This is a genomic window from Cognatishimia sp. MH4019 (assembly GCF_020177595.1).
In the GTDB taxonomy this organism is placed as follows: Bacteria; Pseudomonadota; Alphaproteobacteria; order Rhodobacterales; family Rhodobacteraceae; genus JAHTBL01.
This window is the reverse complement of record NZ_JAHTBL010000003.1, coordinates 126,749-148,458: the sequence shown is the minus strand read 5'-3', so window position 1 is coordinate 148,458 and position 21,710 is coordinate 126,749. Positions and strand designations below refer to the sequence as shown.

The 21,710-nt window shown below is 59.9% G+C and carries 22 protein-coding genes and 1 tRNA gene; 7 read left to right on the top strand and 16 right to left on the bottom strand.

The features are described from left to right. Positions 1-9: 9 nt before the first annotated feature. The 8 genes from KUW67_RS06780 to fabD all read right to left on the bottom strand — a co-directional run bounded on the left by KUW67_RS06780 (position 10) and on the right by fabD (position 7,810). Positions 10-1,173 (bottom strand): phage portal protein, encoded by a 1,164-nt coding sequence (locus KUW67_RS06780; RefSeq protein ID WP_224824540.1) that lies wholly within the window; start codon positions 1,171-1,173, stop codon positions 10-12. Between the two features lie 101 nt (positions 1,174-1,274). Further along, a complete protein-coding gene (locus KUW67_RS06775) occupies positions 1,275-2,648 on the bottom strand; it encodes a DNA-packaging protein (protein ID WP_224824539.1) in 1,374 nt (457 codons plus the stop codon). Continuing rightward, positions 2,554-2,901: a hypothetical protein gene (locus KUW67_RS06770; protein ID WP_224824538.1), complete on the bottom strand. Its 348-nt coding sequence runs from the start codon at positions 2,899-2,901 to the stop codon at positions 2,554-2,556. The genes KUW67_RS06775 and KUW67_RS06770 overlap by 95 nt, the downstream gene beginning before the upstream one ends. 178 nt (positions 2,902-3,079) lie before the next feature. Next, positions 3,080-4,234: an endolytic transglycosylase MltG gene (gene mltG, locus KUW67_RS06765; RefSeq protein WP_224824537.1), complete on the bottom strand. Its 1,155-nt coding sequence runs from the start codon at positions 4,232-4,234 to the stop codon at positions 3,080-3,082. Beyond that, positions 4,235-5,494: a beta-ketoacyl-ACP synthase II gene (gene fabF, locus KUW67_RS06760; protein WP_224824536.1), complete on the bottom strand. Its 1,260-nt coding sequence runs from the start codon at positions 5,492-5,494 to the stop codon at positions 4,235-4,237. 216 nt (positions 5,495-5,710) lie between these two features. After that, complete coding sequence (locus tag KUW67_RS06755; RefSeq protein WP_224824535.1) at positions 5,711-5,944, bottom strand: acyl carrier protein; 234 nt, start codon at positions 5,942-5,944, stop codon at positions 5,711-5,713. 181 nt (positions 5,945-6,125) lie between these two features. After that, on the bottom strand, positions 6,126-6,863 hold the full coding sequence (gene fabG / locus KUW67_RS06750) for a 3-oxoacyl-[acyl-carrier-protein] reductase (RefSeq protein ID WP_224824534.1): 738 nt from the start codon (positions 6,861-6,863) through the stop codon (positions 6,126-6,128). A gap of 8 nt (positions 6,864-6,871) precedes the next feature. Beyond that, positions 6,872-7,810: an ACP S-malonyltransferase gene (gene fabD / locus KUW67_RS06745; protein WP_224824533.1), complete on the bottom strand. Its 939-nt coding sequence runs from the start codon at positions 7,808-7,810 to the stop codon at positions 6,872-6,874. 146 nt (positions 7,811-7,956) lie between these two features. On the opposite strand from fabD, the gene KUW67_RS06740 reads away from it, so the two are divergent. Continuing rightward, positions 7,957-9,162: a cytochrome b/b6 domain-containing protein gene (locus KUW67_RS06740; protein ID WP_224824532.1), complete on the top strand. Its 1,206-nt coding sequence runs from the start codon at positions 7,957-7,959 to the stop codon at positions 9,160-9,162. A 70-nt stretch (positions 9,163-9,232) separates the two neighbouring features. Here KUW67_RS06740 and KUW67_RS06735 read toward each other — a convergent pair whose 3' ends face one another. Then, entirely contained in the window at positions 9,233-9,817 is a 585-nt protein-coding gene (locus KUW67_RS06735; RefSeq protein ID WP_224824531.1) for a YceI family protein, read from the bottom strand. A gap of 161 nt (positions 9,818-9,978) precedes the next feature. Further along, positions 9,979-10,626 carry a hypothetical protein gene (locus KUW67_RS06730; RefSeq protein WP_224824530.1) on the bottom strand — a complete coding sequence of 216 codons (648 nt, stop codon included), beginning with the start codon at positions 10,624-10,626 and terminating at the stop codon, positions 9,979-9,981. Between the two features lie 253 nt (positions 10,627-10,879). On the opposite strand from KUW67_RS06730, the gene rpsF reads away from it, so the two are divergent. The 5 genes from rpsF to KUW67_RS06705 all read left to right on the top strand — a co-directional run bounded on the left by rpsF (position 10,880) and on the right by KUW67_RS06705 (position 14,102). Continuing rightward, entirely contained in the window at positions 10,880-11,242 is a 363-nt protein-coding gene (rpsF, locus tag KUW67_RS06725) for a 30S ribosomal protein S6 (RefSeq protein WP_224824529.1), read from the top strand. Between the two features lie 26 nt (positions 11,243-11,268). Next, positions 11,269-11,496 carry a 30S ribosomal protein S18 gene (gene rpsR, locus KUW67_RS06720; RefSeq protein WP_028957713.1) on the top strand — a complete coding sequence of 76 codons (228 nt, stop codon included), beginning with the start codon at positions 11,269-11,271 and terminating at the stop codon, positions 11,494-11,496. An 11-nt stretch (positions 11,497-11,507) separates the two neighbouring features. Beyond that, a complete protein-coding gene (rplI, locus tag KUW67_RS06715) occupies positions 11,508-12,152 on the top strand; it encodes a 50S ribosomal protein L9 (RefSeq protein ID WP_224824528.1) in 645 nt (214 codons plus the stop codon). Positions 12,153-12,393: 241 nt separating this feature from the next. Then, positions 12,394-13,035: a hypothetical protein gene (locus tag KUW67_RS06710; RefSeq protein ID WP_224824527.1), complete on the top strand. Its 642-nt coding sequence runs from the start codon at positions 12,394-12,396 to the stop codon at positions 13,033-13,035. Positions 13,036-13,076: 41 nt separating this feature from the next. Beyond that, a complete protein-coding gene (locus KUW67_RS06705; protein WP_224824526.1) occupies positions 13,077-14,102 on the top strand; it encodes an adenosine deaminase in 1,026 nt (341 codons plus the stop codon). A 21-nt stretch (positions 14,103-14,123) separates the two neighbouring features. Here KUW67_RS06705 and KUW67_RS06700 read toward each other — a convergent pair whose 3' ends face one another. From KUW67_RS06700 to KUW67_RS06680, 5 genes are all read right to left on the bottom strand, one after another. Next, a complete protein-coding gene (locus tag KUW67_RS06700) occupies positions 14,124-15,005 on the bottom strand; it encodes a bile acid:sodium symporter family protein (RefSeq protein ID WP_224824525.1) in 882 nt (293 codons plus the stop codon). Between the two features lie 30 nt (positions 15,006-15,035). Further along, positions 15,036-16,757 (bottom strand): AMP-binding protein, encoded by a 1,722-nt coding sequence (locus KUW67_RS06695; RefSeq protein ID WP_224824524.1) that lies wholly within the window; start codon positions 16,755-16,757, stop codon positions 15,036-15,038. Positions 16,758-16,900: 143 nt separating this feature from the next. Then, a complete protein-coding gene (locus KUW67_RS06690; RefSeq protein ID WP_224824523.1) occupies positions 16,901-17,788 on the bottom strand; it encodes a sulfotransferase domain-containing protein in 888 nt (295 codons plus the stop codon). 113 nt (positions 17,789-17,901) lie between these two features. Next, entirely contained in the window at positions 17,902-19,233 is a 1,332-nt protein-coding gene (tig, locus tag KUW67_RS06685) for a trigger factor (protein WP_224824522.1), read from the bottom strand. A 21-nt stretch (positions 19,234-19,254) separates the two neighbouring features. Then, positions 19,255-19,339: transfer RNA gene (locus KUW67_RS06680), tRNA-Leu, on the bottom strand. A 258-nt stretch (positions 19,340-19,597) separates the two neighbouring features. On the opposite strand from KUW67_RS06680, the gene KUW67_RS06675 reads away from it, so the two are divergent. Next, on the top strand, positions 19,598-20,077 hold the full coding sequence (locus KUW67_RS06675) for a Hint domain-containing protein (RefSeq protein ID WP_224824521.1): 480 nt from the start codon (positions 19,598-19,600) through the stop codon (positions 20,075-20,077). On the opposite strand, the gene KUW67_RS06670 is transcribed toward KUW67_RS06675, so the two are convergent. After that, the gene (locus KUW67_RS06670; RefSeq protein ID WP_224824520.1) at positions 20,074-21,654 is read right to left on the bottom strand and encodes an NAD(P)H-hydrate dehydratase; all 1,581 of its coding nucleotides are present in this window, start codon (positions 21,652-21,654) and stop codon (positions 20,074-20,076) included. The two genes, KUW67_RS06675 and KUW67_RS06670, sit on opposite strands and share 4 nt — an antisense overlap. Positions 21,655-21,710 lie beyond the last annotated feature (56 nt).

Below are 21,710 nucleotides of genomic sequence, written 5' to 3'. Positions count from 1 at the left end.
TACCCACGCTCATTCGTCCGCCACCGCAGGCAGGCCAAGCAAATGCCGTTTCTCCGCATCCGTCAGAAACACCGCCTCAGACACCCGCTTCCACTGCGCATCTCGCTCTGCCGAAAGTGCGGGCACCTGATCCAGATCCGGTTTTAGCTCCAACGCCTCACCTACCATCACGCTCAGCCAGTCCGACACAGCCGCCGCGACGCGCGTCGCCAAGGGCAGTACTGTCAGCCGGTAAAACGCCCGGTTCGCCTCCTGATAATTCGCGTAGGTCGCATCGCCTGTGATCCCCAGCAGCATGGGCGGCACCCCGAACGCCACCGCGATCTCGCGCGCAGCCGCTTCCTTGGTTTTCTGGAACTCCATATCTGAGGGTGAAAAGCCCATCGGCTTCCAATCAAGCCCCCCTTCCAGCAACATCGGACGTCCTGCGTTCCGCGCGCCTTGATGATGCACCTCCATCTCGCTGACCAGGCGGTCATATTGCTGCGGCGTCATCCCGGCCGCATCCGCCCCGTTATATATAATCGCCCCCGAAGGCCGCGCTGCATTGTCCAGCAGCGCCTTGGACCAAGCCGAGGCCGCATTATGCACATCAATCGCACTCGCCGCCGCCTGCAACGCGCTCAGACCATAGTGATCGTCCTGTGGATTAAAGCTCTTGATATGGCAGATCGGCTTGTGATCCGCGGTCATCGCAAACCGGTGCTTGCGACCGCCCACAGCATATTCATAAGCCACCGGCCAACCATCCGCGCCCGGCACAACGCTCATCCGGTCCGAGCGCAGCACATGCAGTTCAACCGGCACGCTTTCGCCACCTACTGCCTCCACATAGGCATCGCCCGACAGCAGCAACTGCCCGAAAAGCGCCTCGAACAATTCCGCCCGCCCCTGCGCCGCATTGGGCCGTGTAACCAGCGCTAAAACCGGGTGCTGATCATAACGCCGCTCTGCATCCTGCAGAACCAAAGGCAGCGCCGCTGCGGCTTCGGCAATAAGCTTGACCGCCCGAAATCCCACCGGGTTGCCCGAAAAGCCGGTGCGCGTCAGCGACACCGTATCGCGCGGGCTCCACGCCACACGACCCGAGCCGTGATAGGCAATTACTGGCCCCGTCGCGCTGGCCTTTTGTTCCGTTGCAGCATTACTGCGCCCAAAGAGGGGAAACTTCATCAGACACTCCTTTGGTCTGGCCTCTGATCTGCTTGAAAACAAATCTACCGCTAAGGAGTGCAATCGCCGTAAACCGACCGACCGCCCTTGTTAACAGGCGGTTAAAGCGCCCGCATGCGAGGCCGCGACCACGCCGCGGCAGGCTCCAGCATCAAATCCGTCAGCGCCCAGACCAGCGCATCGACCCGGTCCGGAGAGCCTTTACCCTCAAACCCCATCGACGTCATCTGGCACATCTGATCTTCCAGAGCGCTCAGGCCCCGCACATGACCCACCCGGCCCTGCTCATACAAGGCCGCCACAGGCTCTGCCCGTGCAGCCTTGCCCACATGCGCCCGCACCGCCCTGTAAGACACCAGCGGGTCCACCTGCCGCACCACAGTTTCCACCATCGCGCCACCTTGATTGACCTCAGCCACCAGCCGCGCAGCGCCCCAGCGCTGTGCCGCCTCAACAGCCGCTGTCGCCCATTCCGTCGGTGTGCAGCCCTGCACTGACGCATCCTCCAACACGTAAGCGACCCAGTCTAAAGGCGTGGCCCCACGCTTCACCCCTGCCACGATAATCCCGCATTCATCCGAAGACGCGCTGTCTCCCGCGGCCGGATCGACTGCGACAACGATCCTGTCCAACTCCGGCACATCATCACAAACTGCGCGCTCCAACCCGGATAGCGTCCACAAGGCGCCCTCAACATCCGTCAGCAGAACTCCGTCCAACTCCTGCCGCCCCAGCCGCGTTCCTGCATAGCGCGCTTCAACTTCGCGCAGGAAACTGTCCGCCAGCCAAGCTCGGTTGGCCTGCGTCGAGGCGTGGGTCGTCACTGTCGATTCCCGCGCCATCAGGTCCTTAAGCACATCCACATTGCGCGGCGTCGTGGTCACGCATTGGCGCGGATCATCCCCCAGCCGCAGCGCGAACTGCAACATGTCCCAGGCCTCTTCAGCCTTCTTCCATTTCGCCAACTCATCCACCCAGGCCGCATCAAACTGCGGGCCGCGCAAATTCTCCGGCTCGCGCGCCGAGAACGCTTGCGCCACAGCCCCATTCGGCCAAACCAATCGCTTCCGCGTCGCTTGCCAGACAGGTCGCCGGTCCGGGGGCGAACACGCCAGTATGCCGCTCTCCCCAAACACCATCACATCGCGCACCTGATCCTGCGTCTCGCCCACCAGCGCCACATACGATGCGCGCCCCTTATCCGTTGGCAACGCGCCTTCAACCTGCGCTCGCACCCATTCCGCCCCCGCCCGCGTTTTGCCAGCACCGCGACCACCCATCACGACCCATGTGCGCCAATCACCTTTGGGCGGCAGTTGATGCTCCATCGCCCAGAACTCGAAGAGGAAAGGGAGAGCCATAAGCTCTCCCTCGCAGAGATTATCCAGAAATTCCGTCTGCCGCTCCGGCGGCCCGCAAGCGATCCAGTTTGCCGGCGATACTGATCCGTTCTGTCTCAAGGTCGATGACGTCATGTTGGATACTCTCTTGCTCTTTATGAAAGGCCTCCAGATTTCGGTCGCGCTCATGCAGAAGCATTTGCCGCGTTCGATAGATTTCCCGAAGGCCTTCGCTGACTTGCTTATTCGCGGCAGCCGGATCGTCTTCCAGCTGCTGCAGCGCTTTCGTGACGTAGGACATCCACATCATCAGTTGCGCATTCAGGGTGACCATCGCCTCATGCGAACAGGCCACGATTTGCTCGTAGTCTTGGGACGTAGCTTCCATTGAGATTAGCCTCTCATGTGCCCCGTCCGTGAAGATAAACACCGTGCCGTCACACGCCGCATACCTTTCCAGCAAGCCACAACCTATACGCGAAAAAGCACACAAAGTCAAGGTCAGAGGGCAGTTTCATACCCTCTAACCGTCCGGTCTCATTAAGAAAATCCTAATGCAGGGGCGCCTACTGGTTCGCGCGCTCTGCCTCGATCTCGCGCCACCGCGCAACGTTGCGGTTATGCTCGTCCAGCGTCACCGCAAACGCATGGCCGCCCGTGCCATCGGCCACAAAGAAGATGTAGGGCGTCTCATCAGGGTTCAGTGCGGCCTCAATCGAAGCCCGCCCCGGATTGGCAATCGGTGTCGGCGGCAGCGCCGGGATCACATACGTGTTCCATGGTGTCTCGCGCTGCAACTCGCTGCGGCGCAAGCCACGCCCCAAAGCGCCCTGCCCGCGCGTGATCCCGTAAATCACTGTCGGGTCCGTCTGCAAACGCATCCCTTGGTTCAGCCGGTTGACAAAAACCGAAGCCACCTGCCGCCGCTCCTCTGGAACGCTCGTTTCCTTCTCGACAATCGAGGCCAGGATCAACGCTTCTTCAGGGCTCTCCAACGGCACCGACGGGTCGCGCTCCGCCCATGCATCTGCAAGGAACTGCTCTTGCGCCGCTTGCATCTGCGCAATCAAATCAGCCCGCCGCGCCCCGCGTGTGACCTCATAGCTGTCAGGGGCCAGCACGCCCTCGGGCGGCACCTCGCCGGGGTCACCTTCCAGAATGTCGATCTGCTTGAGACTTTCCACGATCTGCCAGCTGGTCGCGCCTTCTGCCAGAGAAATCCGAAACCGCACATCGGACTCGGCTTTTACCTCAGTGTAGTCCTGCGGCACCTCATCCTCAGCCGGATTGAAGACCACGCGCTCCACATAGTTGTTGGTCGCGGGGTCCAACTCGCGCACCTGCACCGTGGTGCGCAGCACGCCGATGCGGTAGACGACCTCGGTGCCGCAGGTGCTTGCGCCGCCGCGTGTGACCGTATCCACAATCTCTTCCATCGACGCGCCGGGCGTCACCAGAAAGCTGCCCGCTTTCAACTGGCTGGTCTTCTCGGTGTAGTCCGCACCTAGCCGAAAGATCGTCCCGCTCGAAATTGCGCCCTGCTCTTCCAGATCGCGCGACACCCGGCTCATGTTCGAGCCACTTTCAACCCGCAGGCAAATCGCATCAGACAATGGCCCTTCAGCGGAATACTGATTGGCCCCCCACGCAATGACGCCCGCTGCCAAGAACAGGACAACGACAAATAAAGTCAAAACGTTAGAGGCTATGTGCCGCCACATTTAGCTGACCTTTCCAAGCACCAGGGATGCGTTCGTGCCGCCAAACCCGAACGAGTTCGACAGCGCCACATTGATCTCGCGCTCGCGCTTTGCATTGGGCGCAAGATCCAGCTTCGGCTCCACATCCGGGTTGTCCAGATTGATTGTCGGCGGCGCCACCTGATCGCGGATCGCAAGGATCGAGAAGATCGCCTCCACCGCACCCGCCGCGCCCAGCAAATGCCCGATTGCGGACTTTGTTGATGACATCGTCGCCTTCGACGCAGCCTCTCCCATCATCCGCTCTACCGCGCCCAGCTCAATCGTATCGGCCATCGTCGAGGTGCCATGCGCGTTGATATAATCCACCGCCGACGGCTCCAGCCCAGCACGCTTCAACGCAGCCCGCATCGACCGCTCACCACCCTCGCCATCCTCAGAGGGTGCGGTGATGTGATAAGCATCGCCCGACAGGCCATAGCCCAGAACTTCCGCGTAAATCTTGGCACCCCGCGCCTTGGCGTGCTCGTATTCCTCCAGCACGACCACGCCCGCACCCTCGCCCATCACGAACCCATCACGATCCGCGTCATAAGGACGGCTGGCCGATTTCGGATCATCGCCCCGCTTTGTGGACAACGCCTTACATGCGTTGAACCCAGCAATCCCGATCTCGGAGATTGGGCTTTCCGCCCCACCCGCAATCATCACATCCGCATCATCAAATGCGATCAACCGTGCCGCATCACCGATCGCGTGCGCACCTGTGGAACACGCGGTCACCACCGCATGATTGGGCCCTTTGAACCCATAGCGGATCGACACCTGACCGCTCACCAGATTGATCAGCGCTGACGGGATAAAGAACGGCGACACCCGGCGCGGTCCCTTTTCCTTCAGCAACACGGCCGTGTCCGCAATCGCCGACAAACCACCAATGCCCGACCCGATCATGACGCCCGTGCGCAACCGGTCTTCTTCGCCGTCCGGGGTCCAACCTGCATCGCGCACGGCCTGCTCGGCCGCGGCCATGCCGTAGAGGATAAAGTCATCGACCTTGCGCTGCTCTTTCGGGGCCATCCAGTCATCCGGATTGAATGTCCCGTCCGATCCATCTCCACGTGGAATTTCACACGCATAGGTCGTCGCCAGATGGTCCGCATCAAAGCGCGTGATGGGTCCAGCCCCCGATTGCCCGTCCAGCAACCGCGTCCACGTCTCCTCGACCCCGCAGGCCAAAGGCGTGACCATTCCCAATCCTGTAACTACCACTCGACGCATATCGACCCCATCTTTTCTTTCGCAGGTTGTGACTTCAATTACCCCGCAACGCCGCCTCTCGGCAAGCCCGCATCAGCACGGTTTCGCCCATCTGCATCTTTGCCTAAATACGCGCGCCGCAGTCAGACGCCGCAGACAGACGCCACAGACAGACCAAGCCCGCCAAAAGCAAAACGGCGCCCCAAAGGACGCCGTCTTCCAAACTGTCAGATGCGCTTACTGCGCTTCTTTGATGAACTTCACCGCATCGCCAAAGGTCTGGATGGTTTCGGCGGCGTCATCGGGGATCTCGATGCCAAACTCTTCTTCGAAAGCCATAACAAGCTCAACAGTGTCGAGGCTGTCAGCGCCAAGGTCATCGATGAACGAAGCGCTTTCGGTCACCTTGTCCTCTTCAACACCCAAATGCTCAACAACAATCTTTTTCACACGATCTGCGACGTCGCTCATGTCTCAGTCCTCATTCTCAATAAGGCCAGCGGCCTGTTTATGGCTGCCCAAGGGGCGGTTTAGCACCCCACCGTCGGGGCAAAGTCGATAGGGAAAAAGACCTCCCCCCCATCAAATCTGCGCCGCCTATATCATAGCTTTCCGCCAAGGCAAACGCTTTCACCTGTCCTTTAAGACAGGCCTAGAACATGGCCATGCCACCATTCACATGCAAGGTCGTCCCTGTTACGTAACCTGCCTCCGGGCTCGCCAGATAGAGCACAGCCGCCCCGATTTCATCGGCATCTCCCATGCGCCCGGCAGGCACATTGGTCAAAATGGCAGACTTCTGCTCATCGGTCAGTTTGTCGGTCATCGCCGTCGTGATAAAGCCCGGAGCGACGCAGTTCACCGTGATCCCCCGGCTGGCCACCTCATAGGCAAGGCTTTTCGACATCCCCACGACACCAGCCTTGGAGGCCGCGTAATTCGCCTGCCCCGGATTGCCCGTGGCACCGACGACCGAACTGATATTCACGATCCGGCCCCACCGTGCTTTCATCATGCCGCGCATCACACCTTTGCAAAGCTTCATCGTCGCGGTCAGGTTCACCGCCAACACGCTGGCCCATTCCTCGTCCGACATGCGCATAAACAGATTGTCCCGCGTGATGCCAGCGTTATTGACCAGCACATCGACCGATCCCATCGCCTCTGCCGCCTGCTTGGGCAGCGCGTCCACCGCCTCCATGTCGCTCAGATTGCACGGCAGCACATGCGCCCGCTCGCCAAGCTCAGCGGCCAGCGCCTCCAACGGCTCAACCCGTGTGCCAGAAAGCCCAACGGTCGCCCCCGCCTGATGCAGCGCCTTGGCAATCTCGCCACCGATCCCGCCAGATGCGCCCGTAATCAGCGCGTTTTTCCCTGCTAAATCAAACATATCTGCCCCTATTCCATGCTTTCCACAGCCGCCGCGATATCCTCGGGCGTGCTCAGCGCGCGCGTCGCGATCCCGCGATCAATCCGGCGCACCATTCCGATCAGAGCCTTCCCGGCCCCGATCTCCCAAATCTCGGTCACGCCCTGCGTGCCCATCCATGCCACGCTTTCGCGCCACCGGACCGACGCCGTGATCTGCTCCACCAGCAGCGCGCGAATCTGCTCCGGATCGCTGACGGCCTCTGCCACGACATTGGCGACCACCGGCACATTCGGCGCATGAATCGTCACATCGCCCAAAGCGCCTGCCATGGCGTCTGCGGCGGGCTGCATCAAAGAGCAATGGAACGGCGCACTCACCGGCAACAAGACCGCCCGCTTTGCGCCCTTGCCTTTCGCAATCTCGACAGCCCGTTCAACAGCCGCCTTATGCCCTGACACAACCACCTGTCCCGGGTCGTTGTCGTTGGCTGCCTCGCAGACCTCATCTTGTGCCGCCTCGGCCGCCACCTCTTGCACCGCTGCAAAATCCAGCCCCAACAGCGCCGCCATGGCACCGACACCCACCGGCACCGCCGCCTGCATCGCCTGCCCGCGCGCGCGCAACAAAACAGCCGCATCGCCCACACTCAAAGCACCGGATGCCGCCAAGGCCGAATACTCCCCCAAAGAATGCCCCGCCACATAAGACGCGGCCTCAACCGACACCCCTTCCGCTTCCAGCGCCCGCATCACTGCAATCGACATGGCCATCAACGCTGGCTGCGCATTCTGGGTCAGGGTCAGCGTGTCCTGCTCGCCCTCCCAGATCAGCCCGGACAAATCCTCGCCCAGCGCCGCATCGACCTCGTCAAACACGGCCTTCGAGGCCGGATAGGCCTCCGCCAGCGCCTTGCCCATTCCGATGGTCTGCGCCCCTTGCCCGGGGAAAACGAATGCTCGGCTCATGGATACCCTCCTCAACAGCTTTTGCCGCAAATACCGCGCGTGGCTTCGGCGCGCAATCACCGATGCACACGCGCTGTGCGAGATCGGGCCTTTGCGCAGGCACAACACTGCCCTACCTTCCCAGCAACAACCGCCCGGAGAGCCTGATGCCCCTCGCCAACACTGCTCAACACTATGGAAGCCTGACCAAGACCTTCCACTGGCTGACAGCCGCCCTGATCATCACGCTGATCCCGCTGGGCATCATCGCCAACCAGCTGCCCTATGACACGTCCGAGCAACTGGCCCGCAAGGCCTTCCTCTTCTCGCTGCATAAGACCCTTGGCGTGACGGTCTTTTTCGTGGCCCTCGCCCGCATCGCCTGGGCGATCAGCCAACCCAAACCCGCCGAGCTGCACCCGGACCGCAAGCTCGAAACGCTCGCCGCGCAAACGGTCCACTGGCTGCTCTATGGCTCGCTCCTGCTGGTCCCGCTCTCCGGCTGGATTCACCACGCCGCCACGACAGGCTTTGCTCCAATCTGGTGGCCCTTTGGCCAGAACCTGCCCTTCGTGCCAAAAGACGACGCCCTCGCTCATACTTTCGCCAGTCTGCACATCATCTTCGAACGCGTCCTGGCCGCCTCTCTGATCCTGCATATCGCAGGCGCTCTCAAGCATCACTTCGTCGACAAAGACCAAACCCTGCGCCGCATGATCGGCACACCGCAATTACCCGACCTGCCGCCACACCAAAGCAAAGCCGCAGCCCCCGCGCTTGCTTTGGGCGCATGGGCCGCCGCTCTCGTCATCGGAGCCGGACTTGGCCTCTTTGCGGCAAAAGACACCGTCGCCGCCGTGCCGCAACTAGAAGAAACCTCCTCCGGGTGGGAAATCGTCGCCGAAAGCAGCCGCATCGCCATCGCGATCACGCAATTCGGTGCGACTGTCGAAGGGGAGTTTGCCGAGTGGACAACCCAGATCGACTATGATCGCAACGCCCCCGCTGATGCGAAAGGCACTGTGCGCACGACCATCGCCATCCCCTCGCTCACACTCGGCTCTGTCACTGACCAGGCAATGGGACCGGACTATTTTAACACGCCCGAATTCCCCACCGCCGTCTTTGAAGCCGATATCAGCGAAGGCGGGGCCAGCCATATCGCGACCGGCACTCTGACGATCAAAGACAACAGCGTCCCCCTCACCATGCCCTTCGATCTGGGCTTTGAAGGCGACACCGCCTTCATGAGCACGACCCTGACGCTCGACCGCCGCGACTTCGGCATCGGCGACAACATGACCGACGAGACCAGCCTCGCCTATCCGGTCACGGTCACGATCAATATCGAGGCCAACCCCACAGCCCCCTGACCCGCGACACCAGCCCACGAAAAAAGCGCCCCGGTTCCCCGAAGCGCTTTCTTCAAGACATTCAGACGGATCAGCTGTCCGCGATAGCCGCTTCAAGCGAAATACGCACATCAACCTCATCCGACACGGCCGGAGCAAAAGCCCCCACACCGAAGTCAGAGCGCTTAAGCGTTGTCGTCGCATCAAAGCCGGCCCATTCCTTCTGCGCCATCGGGTGCGTGCCCGTGCCGTTCAGCTTGGCATCCAGAACAACGCTCTGGGTGATGTCGTTCATCGTCAGATCGCCGGTGATAAGCGCTGTGTCCTCGCCAGTCACTTCAATCTCGGTCGAGGTGAACGTGATCATGTCCTCTTCAGTTGCTCCAAAGAAATCATCGGACATGAAATGCGCCTCGCGCTGCTCCCATCCCGTGAACATCGACATCAAAGGCATAGAAACATTCACGCTCGAATTGGCGGGGTTCTCCTGATCAAACATGATCTCGCCTTCAAAGCCCGAGAACATGCCAAACGTGGTCGAATAGCCCAGATGGTCATAGCTGAACAAAACCTGAGAATGGCTGGAATCGAGCATGTATTTCACAGGCTCGGCAGCAACAGCTGTGGCTGTGGCTGTGGCGGCGGCAAGGGTGGTGGCAAGCAGAATGGATTTCATCGCAGGGTCGCTCCGTGGTTTGCAAGTATACAAACTTACAATGTCGGCTTCCCTTTGTTTTTGACAACACCACAAAGCTCAACACTCTGTGTTCATTGACAAACAAAAGCCCGACCAAAGAGCCGGGCTTTTCAGGTTTTTTTTCGAACTGATGGTGACCGTCAGGCGGCCACGTGCTTTCGACTGCGTGCCGACCCCGGCACGGCCTGCAACGCCTGCAAAGACTTGCGCGGCGCGGCGATTGATGGGTTCAGCATATCCATGCCGATCCGGTCGCGCAAAACGCTCAAGGCGTCCTCGCGACCATGAGCGACATCCAGAAGATGCGGGCTGCAGCCCAGACGCAGAACCAGCTTGGCCTGTTCGGTGCCATGCTGGCTAGGGCTCACAAAGACACTGCCAACGTCCTCAAAGGTCAAACGATCCAGCAACGTCACGGCTCCCTTGCCATTGCGCGCCACGGACCGGATCTCGTTGCGGACCAGATCAAATTGCACCTCCGTGCGCATGCCACGAGAGGCCAGCCAGAAGCATAAACCCGCAAAGGCCATAAAGATCGCCGTCAAACCCAGCTTGATAATCAATGTCTCGCCATCAAACATCGCGCCGGGCATTGCCCAAAGGCCGACAATCGCCACCATCAGCGATGTGCCCATAAACCAGCTTATGGCCTGGCGCAGAAGGATGGGCGCATCAGCCTCCTCCATGGATTTTACGATATATCCCCAATGTGTTTCATCAACCTGAAACGCGCGCTTGGGTGTCTCACTCTCTACCGGAACACCTGAAAACTCTGTTACTGCATTCATGGCTCTTATCCCTTTTTCCCCCTGCAACCGACGATTGCGTCCAATCAGGGCAGGACTAGGGCAAGGAAAAGGAAAACCGCGGGCGCAATTCGGGGAACGCAGCCACAATTGCGCCACTTGCACTTTGCCCCCGCGCAGGTATAAGGCGGCTTCCTTTGCGAGAACGCTTGAACCGCGCATCCTCTCGTGACCGGGCCGCAAAGGTCTCATCCCCGGTCTTTGAAGTGCGCTTGAAAATTAGATTGGAGTGCGCATGCCCCTTTATGAGCATGTCTTCATTTCGCGTCAGGACTTGTCCAACGCGCAGGCCGAAAGCCTCATCGAACATTTCGGAACAGTTCTCTCGGACAACGGCGGTACGCTGGTGGACAACGAGTACTGGGGCGTCAAAACGATGGCCTACAAGATCAACAAGAACCGCAAGGGCCACTACGCCTATCTGCGCACCGATGCCCCCGCACCGGCCGTGCAGGAGATGGAACGCCTGATGCGCCTGCATGACGACGTGATGCGCGTCCTGACCATCAAGGTCGACGAGCACGCCGAAGGACCCTCGGTCCAGATGCAGAAACGCGACGAGCGCGACCGCGGTGACCGCGGCGACCGCCGCCGCTGATTGATCTGAGAAAAGGAGCCTAACCCATGGCAGCCAAACCGTTTTTCCGCCGTCGCAAAGTGTGCCCCTTCTCTGGTGAGAACGCACCCGCGATTGACTACAAAGACACACGTCTTCTGCAGCGCTACATCTCTGAGCGTGGCAAGATCGTTCCGTCCCGCATCACCGCCGTCTCGGCCAAGAAGCAGCGTGAGCTGGCCCGCGCCATCAAACGCGCCCGCTTCCTCGCCCTGCTGCCCTACGCCGTCAAGTAAGGAGAAAGCACATGCAAGTTATCCTTCTGGAACGTGTGGCCAAGCTCGGCCAGATGGGCGAAGTCGTGGACGTCAAGCCCGGCTATGCCCGCAACTACCTTCTGCCCCAAGGCAAGGCGCTGACGGCTTCCAAAGCCAATGTCGCCAACTTCGAAGAGCAGAAAGCGCAGCTCGAAGCTCAGAACCTTGAGACCAAGAAAGAAGCCGACGCGATGGCGGACAAGCTGAATGGTCAGCAGTTCATCGTGATTCGTCAGGCCTCTGACGCCGGGTCGCTCTATGGCTCCGTCACCACCCGTGACGCCGCCGATGCCGCAACCGCAGATGGCTTCACCATCGAGCGTCGTCAGGTCGAGCTGTCCAGCCCGATCAAAGAGCTGGGCATCCACGAGGTCTTCATCCGCCTGCACCCCGAAGTTGAAGCGACAATCGAATTAAACGTCGCCCGCTCGACCGAGGAAGCCGAACTGCAAGCCTCCGGCAAATCCATTCAGGAACTCGCCGCAGAAGCCGAAGCGGAAGCCGAGTTCGAGATTGCCGAGCTCTTCGACGATATCGGCGGCGCCGCTCTCGACGATCTGGCCGAAGACGCTCCTGCCTCCGCAGAAGCTGTCGAAGCTGCAGAAAGCAACGACGAGGAAGAGCAGAAAGACTAAGGTCTCTCGCTCACCGCAAATTAAAGAAAGCCGCGCCCTCGGGTGCGGCTTTTTCTTTCGTATGGGTTTGCAATCCCTCAGCCCCTCAAAGCTCATCGGACCGGCAATCTCCGGCCTCTCTTTTGATGGCCGCGTCGCAGCCGCTGCCCATTAACCACCCCTTAACAAAACCGTCGCTTTGACACGGTGTTCACCCTACACCCCTCCCAAAGGCGGGGGCCTTAACGAAGAGTGAACGACGATGCGCTACCTTGCCCTGATCCCCCTCCTGCTGACCCTTGCCCTGCCCGTCCAGGCCGCCGAAACCGCGCTTGTCTTCGGCGCCTCTCAAGGCTGGGACAAGCACGAGTTTGATGGCAAGAACACCGCCCGCACCGTCTCTTCGCTCCACCATTCCCAGCACGCGCAGACCAACGCGCTGAGCCTGCGTGTTGCTCGCAAAACCAAGCGTCTGACCGTCGAAGCCGAAGGCCACATCGCGGCCCCCGTCACCCTTGATGGCAAGACCGCGCCCACAGCATGGGGCCGCCGTCTTGGCTATAAAGCCAAACTGCGCACGCAGCGCCTTGGCGCCAATGTCTGGCTGCCCGTCGCCACCACCGGCAGAGCTGTCTACGCCATCGGTGCTGGCGCAGGTCTTCGCCACACGGCGGGTGACATCACCGGTCCCGGTCTTGACCGCAGCATCGACGACACTGCGCCCTATGCCCTGCTCGGCGCGCGCATCACCCGGCCCCTCACCGCCCGTAAATCCGCCCTGATCGAAGCGCGCTATGTCACCTCCCCTCCGATCCACACTGGGGCGGATGGCAGCGGCTCCAATATCGATCACGAGGTCGCAGGCTTCGAACTGATCCTCGGGCTTGCACTGACCCTCGACTAAGCCTGCTGGCGCGCCTACCCTGCCCCAAATAGGAGCGCGCCATGACATCCAATGTCCACCAGTTGATCGACACCCTGCCCAAAGCAGAACTGCACTTGCATATCGAAGGCACGCTTGAGCCTGAAATGATGCTGGCACTGGCCAAGCGCAACAAGATCACCCTGCCGTATGATACCGTCGAAGACGTGCGCGCCGCCTACCAATTCGACAATCTGCAGGACTTTCTGGATGTCTATTACCTTGGCATGTCCGTCCTGATCGAGGAACGCGATTTTCATGATCTGACATGGGCCTATCTGACCAAGGTCCACGCCGACGGCCTTACCCATGCCGAGATATTCTTCGACCCCCAAGCCCATATGGAGCGCGGCATCGCCTTTGAAACCGTGCTCGCCGGGATCACCAGCGCGCTGGAACAAGCCCACCGCGAGCTCGGCATCTCCTCCAAGCTCATCATGTGCTTCTTGCGCCACCTCTCGGAAGAAGAGGCGTTCGACACCCTCGCTTGCGCCTGCAAACACAAAGATCACATCTTCGCCGTCGGCCTCGACAGCTCCGAACAGGGCCACCCGCCCGAGAAATTCGAACGCGTCTTTGCCGAAGCCCGCAAGGAAGGCTTTGTCGCCGTCGCCCATGCTGGCGAAGAAGGCCCTCCGGAAAACGTTGCCAATTCTCTCGACCTGCTTGGCGTCTCACGCGTGGATCACGGCAATTCGGCGCTCAAGGACGCCGCCCTCACCCAGCGCCTCGCCCAACAGCAAACGCCACTGACGATGTGCCCGATCTCAAACCTGCGCCTGAAAGGCATCCCCGACCTCAGCGCAGCGCCCGTCAAAAAAGCCCTCGAGGCAAACCTGCTGGTCACTGTGAACTCCGACGATCCCAGCTATTTCGGAGGCTACCTGAACGACAATTACCGTGCTGTGGCCGATGCGTTGACCCTGACAGAGCCTCAGATCGTCACCCTTGCCCGCAACAGCTTCAAAGCATCGTTCCTGGAGGATAGCGAAAAGCAAACCCAACTTGACCGGATCGACGCTCAGGTCGCCCGTCTCCGCCCTGCGTAAAGGCACAAGAGTTTCCGCCCCTCACAACAATCCGTCCGGCATCGCTTGTTCCGCCGCCGTATTCACGCGCCGGAAATAGAACGTGACGAGCGTCGATACGATCACGATGAACAGCGAATACAGCACCGGCACCGCCATGATCGCCTGCGCCTCGGTCCCCGCAAAGGTAAACGCAATGATGGCAATGGCCAGCGGCCCATTCTGGATACCCGTTTCCAGCGCCACAGTCCGCGCATTGCGCGGATGCAGCTTCAACGCTTTCGCAAAGTTATAGCCAATCGTGATCCCCACCAACCCCAGCGCGATAGAGGCGAAGTAAGTCCCCCATGTCGTCTCCATCAGGAAGCCCCAGTTACGCGGGATCCAGGACACGATCAGGAACAGAATGAAGAACACCGCCAGCATCGACCCCATGAACTCGGTGACAGCCCCCACATTGGCGTTCCACTTGCGCAGCACCATCCCGATGCCCACTGGCACCAGCAGCAAAACCAGGGTCGCAATGATGTTTTCGCGCGGAATCTCCAGATCCAAAGCGCCCGCATAGAGCACCAGCACAATCGGGATCAGGATCACCCCAAACACCGTGGACGTGACCGTCATCAATACCGACAACGCGAGGTTCCCCTTCGAGAAGTAGGTAAAGATATTAGATGTCGTCCCGCCCGGCATGCAGGCCATGATCAGAATGCCCAACTGGATCGGCTCGGATACCGGCAAGGTAAAGGCCAAGACGAAGCCCAAAAGCGGCATGAACCCATATTGCGAGATCACGCCAATCGCCAATCCATACGGGCGCTTCAACGCCAAAACGAAGTCCCGCGGCGTCAGCGACGCTCCCATTCCCAGCATGATCACAAAGATCATAAGCGCCAGGATTGCTTGTTCCAAAGGTCCGACCATGCGCCGTTCTCCCTACATTAAGAGACGGCTTCAAGCCGCTGAATTCGTTTCAACTTCTTCTGCGCGCAAGTCTTTGCGCAGGATTTTTCCGACATTCGACTTCGGCAGATCTTCACGCGCCTCCACCAGCTTGGGCACTTTATAGGCCGTCAGATGCTCCTTGCAGTAGGCGCGGATATCCTCGCCCGAAAGCCCGTCATCATGCAGCACGACAAAGGCTTTGATCTTCTCGCCCGCCGCATTGTCGGGCACACCGATCACCGCCGCCTCCGAGATGCCGGGATGCTGTGTCAGGCAATCCTCGATCTCGTTGGGGTAGACGTTGAAGCCCGATACGAGGATCATGTCCTTCTTGCGGTCCACAATGCGGAAATACCCGTCCGGGTCCATCACGCCGATATCGCCCGTCAGCAACCAGCCTTCGCGCATGGTCTTGTCGGTCTCGTCCGGGCGGTTCCAATAACCTTTCATGATCTGCGGCCCCAATGCCGCGATCTCCCCCGCCTCGCCTTGCGGCACCGGTGTGCCGTCCTCATCCACGCAGGCGAGATAGGTCGACGGCAGCGGGATCCCGATCGACCCCGCCCGCGTCTTGCCCAGCGGGTTGAACGTCAAAACCGGAGAGCTTTCGGTCAGCCCGTAGCCTTCCAAGACGGGTTTTCCCGTGACGTCCTCCCAGCGCTTGGCGACAGAGCTTTGCAGCGCCATTCCACCTGCCGAGGCAAATTTTAGATCCTTCGGCGGCGTGTCCAGAAACCAGACCTCATTGCTCAGCCCGTTAAAGAGCGTGTTCACACCGCTCATCCACGTCACATTGTAGTTCTCGAACGCCCGCTTGAGATTGCTCAAAGGCCGTGGATTGGGGATCAGGATGTTCCGCGCGCCGAGCCAATAAAACCCAAGCAGGTTCACCGTGAAGGCAAAGATGTGATACATCGGCAAAGCCGTCAGCGCGACCTCCTTGCCTTTCTCAACCCCCGTAATCAGCTCCATCACCTGTTCCATATTGGTGATGAGGTTGGCATGGGTCAGCATCGCCCCTTTCGACACACCCGTGGTGCCGCCGGTATATTGCAGGCACGCCACATCGTCTGGGGAAACCTCGTTGCGATACTCCTCCACCGCGATGCTTTTGCCCGCACGCATGGCGCGCCCCGCGGCAATGGCCTCGGGCAGACGAATGTGAGGCAAATCAATGGGATGCAGCGTCTTGTCCCAGTATTTCTGCACCAGCCGCACAATCCCGCGCGGGGCCGCAGGCAGGAACTCAGCCACCTGCGTGACAATGATATTGGGGATCGGATGTCCCTTGATCGCCCCCGGCAACTTGTCGGCAAACATATCGACGACAATCAAAGCGTTCGGCGTGGCATCAGCAAACTGATGCGCCATTTCTTCAGCCGTATAAAGCGGGTTCACATTCACCAGAATGCAGCCCGCTTTCATCACCGCAAAAGCGGCAACGGGAAAGGACAGCCCGTTGGGAACCTGCAGCGCGACCCGGTCCCCCTTGGCCAACCCCGCCGTCTCGCGCAGATAAATCGCCAGCGCGTCCGACATCTCATCGACTTGCGCAAAACTAAGCGTGCCGTTCATGCCGTTGGGCAAACAGGCCGTGAATGCAGGAGCTTTCCCATAAAGATGCGCCGTCGCGCTCACCAGATCGCCGACCGTCCGGTAATGAGTGTCGGTGATGTCCTTGCGCACAGACGGGCCGTAAAAGGCCGTCCATGGACGGTCTTGATCTGTCATATTGTACCTCCCCTACGCGCCTGTGCGCACACCTTCTGGCGTTTGGAGCATCAAAAAGCGGCCAGCTCCATTTGGCAATCCCCTTGGTTCGCGGATTCCGTAACGTCCTGACCCCAAAATACGATCAAGCACCGCGCCAACCCTCAGCCGGACGCCATACCGGTTGAGCCATACTCCAACCATGCACGTTCCTCCGGCTTCAGATGCGCGTCCATCATCGCATCATACGCGGCCAGTTCCGCATCCGTAAGGATCTCGCGCCACTTGCCACTACTCCCACTATGAAAAAACTCGGTATCCGACTTCATAAAGCCCGTCCCACCGCCAGGCGCATAACGCGCCGCATTAGCCTTCATATTCTCGAAACGCGCCGTCTCGATCAGTTGCTCTAGGAGGTCAGCGGAATGCGAGACGTCCAAAAGCGCAGCTACGCGCTCAAAACTGCCAGCCAAATCGCGGGTCATATCCGCATAGTGAAACAGCGCCACATTGGGCCTCTCCGCAACAGCCTGCGCGGCCTGATAATGCCGTAAGATATGCGCCAGCGGCATCGCATCCCCGTCAAACCCCTCCGGCCCGCCATCCAGAAAACGGCGGAAGGTAATGCCATCAGTATCATTGTCGGGATACCACATATCAAACGACGATATCGGGATGTTGCGCAGGTGCCTGCGATACGAGAAATGCGCATCCAGCGGATGACGAAACACGCAGATATACTGCGCCTGATCGTGCAGCGGCACCCCGTCAATCGGTGTGTGGCTTTTTATGCAACGCCGATGCGTCATGTCCTCAAGCCGGGCGGCAACCTCTGACATCTCGCGAAAGCGAATATCGACCCATGGCATTTTGACGGCCAGTTCTGTCTCTACCTCAGGGTCACCGGACAAAAGCAGCGCCACGATGGTTTGCATCCATGTCGTGCCAGATTTCGGTGGGGTTACGACGATCACATCATCCGCGCGGAGTTTGACCATATCCCAACGCCGATTGTCGGTCAGCGGACCAAGGTAGAGCTTCCGGTCAGTCATGTCTGAGGCCCTTTGCATGCGGATATCCCCAGAAAAGGTGGATTACCGAGCAAACGCAACGAAAAAGGCCGCACCCTTCGGCGCGGCCCTTTCCAAATCCAAATCAGTCAGACTTACTCGTCTTCCAGCGCCTCAACGGCTTTCTGCAGATCGTCCTTGGAGACCTCTTTCTCTTTCACCGTCGCCCCTTCGGCGATGTGATCGACAACCTTGTCCTCAAAGATCGGCGCGCGCATTTGCTGCTGCATCTGCTGGTTCTGCTGCACGAACTCAAAGAACTGGCGTTCCTGACCGGGATACTGACGCGCCTGGTTCATGATGGCTTGCGTCATCTCGGCATCGGTCACCTCAATCTCGGCCTTGCGGCCCACTTCGGCCAGCAACAGACCAAGCCGCACGCGGCGCTCAGCCAGCGACTTGTGCTCGTCGGTCGGCTCGATCTCGGGGTGATCGTGGCCCTCAACCTCGGGGTTTTCCTCGTGCCACAGCTGATGGGCAATCTGATTGGCTTCGGCATCGACCAGCGACGGGGGCAGCTCGAACTTGACCTGCTCGTCCAACTGGTCCAGCAGACCACGCTTCATGACAGCGCGCGCCGCACCGGCATATTCGGCTTCCAGACGCTCGGAAATCTGGCCTTTCAGACCTGCTAAGTCCTCGGCCCCAAACTTCGTTGCCAATTCGTCATTGATCTCGGCGGCAACCGGCTCTTTGACATTCTTGATGGTGCAGTCAAAGACGGCTTCCTTACCGGCCAGATGCTCTGCGCCGTAATCATCGGGGAAATTGACCGTCACGGCCTTCTCTTCACCGGCCTTCACGCCGATCAGTTGCTCTTCAAAGCCGGGGATGAAGCTATTGGAGCCCAGAACCAGCGGATAATCCTCGGCCGAGCCACCCTCGAACAGCTCACCATCAACCTTACCGGCGAAATCCATGACAACCTGATCGCCGTCCTTGGCTTTCGAGCCCTTCTTGCGGTCTTTGAAATCCTGCGCGGTTTCAGCCAGATTGGCCAGCGCCTCGTCCACGGACACATCATCGGCCTTCACAACCAGCTTTTCCAGCTTCAGCTTATCCAGCGCAATCTCGGGAATTTCAGGCAGCGCCTCGTAAGACATCGACACTTCCACGTCGTCGCCTTCTTTCCAGTCCTCGTTGGTCATCTTGACCTCGGGCTGCATTGCAGGACGATCACCACTGTCCTCGAAGTGCTTGTTCATTGCACCGTCGATGGTTTCCTGCATCGCCTCGCCCAGCACACGCTGACCGAACTGCTTTTTCAAAAGCGCCATCGGCACCTTGCCCTTGCGGAAGCCCTTCATCTCGACGTCAGGCTGCGCCTCGGCAAGCTTTTCATTCACTTTCTCGTCCAGCTCAGCGGCTGTGACAGTGATCGCGTAGCCGCGCTTGAGGCCTTCGTTCAGGGTCTCAGTGACCTGCATTTGCTTTCCTTTTCCTACCTTTGGTGCGGGTGAAGGGACTTGAACCCCCACGCCTTGCGGCGCCAGAACCTAAATCTGGTGCGTCTACCAATTCCGCCACACCCGCAAAACCTGAATCGAGGCCACCGACAGGCGACCCCGAATTTCAGCGCGTCCTAGCAAAGCCTTTGACGGGATGCGAGCAGAAAATCATGCAAAAAACGGCGTTCTGCAGGGCGCCGCCGGGTGTCTGGATTGAGGCAAAAAGGACTCATTTCAACTCAATGCCCCGAATTGGTGCGAAAAAAGGCACGACAGTAACTCTTTGTTGCCATATTCTGACGCACAACTGAGGCAGTTATCATAGCAAGAGCGGAAATACGCCATGCACCTGGGATCTATCAAACCGGCCACCGCCGGTGATGCGGCAACGCATCTGCAAACCGGCCTGATTGCCGGAACTTCCATTCTGACGCTCGACGGTGCTTTGCCCATCGAACATCTCGCCCCCGGCGACCGGATCATCACCCGCGACAGCGGCGTGGCGGTGCTCAAATCCATCCGCGTACGCAAGACAACCGCCCGCATGGTGCGCATCAAAGCTGGCACGCTTGGCACGACCCGCCCCGAAGGCGATGTCGTTCTGCCCGAAGATCAAGGCATCCTGATCCGCGATTGGCGCGCAAAGGCGATTTATGGGGAGGAACGCGCGATTCTTCCCGCCGCACAATTGATCGACGGCGAATTCATCGCAGAACACTCCCCTGCCGCACAGGTCACCCTGTTCGAACTTGAATTCGACGCGCCCCATATCGTCTATGCCGACGGGCTTGAGTTGTCGGTCAGCGAAAGCGTCCTCGCCTAAGTCTGCTCTGCCGCCAAAACGCGCGGCAGAACCTCTGGCAAATCCTCGGCGATCAGCCCCGGTCCGAACATGCGGCCACATTCCTGATGCAGCCAAGCAGCGCGCGATGCCGCCGCTGAGGGCGCATATCCTTGCGCCATCAACCCCGTGATAAAACCCGCCAAAACATCGCCCGACCCCGCCGTCGCCAACATTGGTGCCGCCCGGCCATAGACTGCCGCCACGATGCGCGTTTGACCGTCCGGGACCGCCACAACCGTATCGGCACCTTTCAAAAGCACCGTACAGCCAGCCCGATTTGCCGCCTCCCGCACAGCGGTCACTTTCGAACCGGGCTCGCCAATCACACTTCTATCGCGCCACGCCTCCGCCAAATCCGGAAAGAGCCGCGCAAACTCACCGGCATGAGGCGTCAGCACACAGCCATGATGCAGCCTTGCAAAAAGCGTCTCTGGGTCATGCTGGAACGCCGCCAGAGCATCCGCATCCAAAACCGTCGCTCGCTTGGCGTCCAACGCCGCAAGCACCAATGTCCGCGTGGCATCGGAGACACCCAATCCGGGGCCCAGACAGAGCGCATTAAACCGCTTATCGTCCAACAAGCCCGTCAGCGCTTCTGCATCCGGCACCCGCGCCAGCATGATCGACATTACCTGACAAGCCACCTCCATCTGCGCGCTTGGCGGCACGCCCAGCGTCACCAGACCTGCGCCGACCCGCAACGCCCCACGCGCAGCCAGCCGCGCGGCCCCGGTCTTTCCGGGTCCACCGCTCAAAACCAACGCGTGCCCACGATCATACTTGTGGCGATCCGTGCGACCCTCTTCAGACCGCTTTGGTGACTGGCCGCTCTGCAAACCGACGACGTTGTTCAGACCAGTCGATAGGACGTCCACAACCTCAGGGATCGCCCGTCGACCAGCCCCGCGGTTCAGAATATCCAAAGGAACCACCTCCAACGCGCCACAGACTATCGGCCCATCCGCCAGATAATGTCCCCATTTCGGTGCCTCAAACGTCACCGTCAGATCAGCCAACCCGGTCAAGGGCACATCGCGTCCCACCAGCTTGCCGCTATCGGCACACAGCCCCGATGGCACATCCACCGCAACCCATTTCGCGGGGCGCCATTTACTCAACAGCTTGCTCAAAGGCTCAGACAGAGGACGGCTGATCCCAATCCCGAACACCGCATCCACGACCAGATCAATACCCTCAAAGATCGCTGGGTCCTGATCTTCCAAGGGATGAACAGTCCCGATCCCATCCCAGCGATCATGGTTTACGCGCGCATCCGGCGGCAGCTTGCCTGCATCGCCCAAAAGATAGCACGACACGTCCCACCCCTGCCCAGCCAGCAATCGCGCGATGACAAACCCGTCGCCACCGTTATTGCCCGGCCCGCACAAGACCACGGCGCAGTGCGGCGTCGCTGCGAATTCAGGCCATGCCCGCATCACCGCATCCACCACACCCGCTCCCGCACGCTCCATCAACTCAAGCCCGCTGACGGCGCCCGAGGCCATCGCCGCCGCCTCAATGGCGCGCATTTGTGCAGTTGAGAGAAGGTTCGTCATGGATTGCACCTCATTTGTTCACAAACTGCCCATTACGGTTGCTATGTGCTTAAATT

Excerpts from the sequence above, each read along its gene's own strand:
- KUW67_RS06780 (WP_224824540.1), bottom strand. The coding sequence starts at position 1,173 with ATGAAGTTTCCCCTCTTTGGGCGCAGTAATGCTGCAACGGAACAAAAG.
- KUW67_RS06775 (WP_224824539.1), bottom strand. The coding sequence starts at position 2,648 with ATGACGTCATCGACCTTGAGACAGAACGGATCAGTATCGCCGGCAAAC.
- KUW67_RS06770 (WP_224824538.1), bottom strand. The coding sequence starts at position 2,901 with ATGGAAGCTACGTCCCAAGACTACGAGCAAATCGTGGCCTGTTCGCAT.
- mltG (WP_224824537.1), bottom strand. The coding sequence starts at position 4,234 with ATGTGGCGGCACATAGCCTCTAACGTTTTGACTTTATTTGTCGTTGTC.
- fabF (WP_224824536.1), bottom strand. The coding sequence starts at position 5,494 with ATGCGTCGAGTGGTAGTTACAGGATTGGGAATGGTCACGCCTTTGGCC.
- KUW67_RS06755 (WP_224824535.1), bottom strand. The coding sequence starts at position 5,944 with ATGAGCGACGTCGCAGATCGTGTGAAAAAGATTGTTGTTGAGCATTTG.
- fabG (WP_224824534.1), bottom strand. The coding sequence starts at position 6,863 with ATGTTTGATTTAGCAGGGAAAAACGCGCTGATTACGGGCGCATCTGGC.
- fabD (WP_224824533.1), bottom strand. The coding sequence starts at position 7,810 with ATGAGCCGAGCATTCGTTTTCCCCGGGCAAGGGGCGCAGACCATCGGA.
- KUW67_RS06740 (WP_224824532.1), top strand. The coding sequence starts at position 7,957 with ATGCCCCTCGCCAACACTGCTCAACACTATGGAAGCCTGACCAAGACC.
- KUW67_RS06735 (WP_224824531.1), bottom strand. The coding sequence starts at position 9,817 with ATGAAATCCATTCTGCTTGCCACCACCCTTGCCGCCGCCACAGCCACA.
- KUW67_RS06730 (WP_224824530.1), bottom strand. The coding sequence starts at position 10,626 with ATGAATGCAGTAACAGAGTTTTCAGGTGTTCCGGTAGAGAGTGAGACA.
- rpsF (WP_224824529.1), top strand. The coding sequence starts at position 10,880 with ATGCCCCTTTATGAGCATGTCTTCATTTCGCGTCAGGACTTGTCCAAC.
- rpsR (WP_028957713.1), top strand. The coding sequence starts at position 11,269 with ATGGCAGCCAAACCGTTTTTCCGCCGTCGCAAAGTGTGCCCCTTCTCT.
- rplI (WP_224824528.1), top strand. The coding sequence starts at position 11,508 with ATGCAAGTTATCCTTCTGGAACGTGTGGCCAAGCTCGGCCAGATGGGC.
- KUW67_RS06710 (WP_224824527.1), top strand. The coding sequence starts at position 12,394 with ATGCGCTACCTTGCCCTGATCCCCCTCCTGCTGACCCTTGCCCTGCCC.
- KUW67_RS06705 (WP_224824526.1), top strand. The coding sequence starts at position 13,077 with ATGACATCCAATGTCCACCAGTTGATCGACACCCTGCCCAAAGCAGAA.
- KUW67_RS06700 (WP_224824525.1), bottom strand. The coding sequence starts at position 15,005 with ATGGTCGGACCTTTGGAACAAGCAATCCTGGCGCTTATGATCTTTGTG.
- KUW67_RS06695 (WP_224824524.1), bottom strand. The coding sequence starts at position 16,757 with ATGACAGATCAAGACCGTCCATGGACGGCCTTTTACGGCCCGTCTGTG.
- KUW67_RS06690 (WP_224824523.1), bottom strand. The coding sequence starts at position 17,788 with ATGACTGACCGGAAGCTCTACCTTGGTCCGCTGACCGACAATCGGCGT.
- tig (WP_224824522.1), bottom strand. The coding sequence starts at position 19,233 with ATGCAGGTCACTGAGACCCTGAACGAAGGCCTCAAGCGCGGCTACGCG.
- KUW67_RS06675 (WP_224824521.1), top strand. The coding sequence starts at position 19,598 with ATGCACCTGGGATCTATCAAACCGGCCACCGCCGGTGATGCGGCAACG.
- KUW67_RS06670 (WP_224824520.1), bottom strand. The coding sequence starts at position 21,654 with ATGACGAACCTTCTCTCAACTGCACAAATGCGCGCCATTGAGGCGGCG.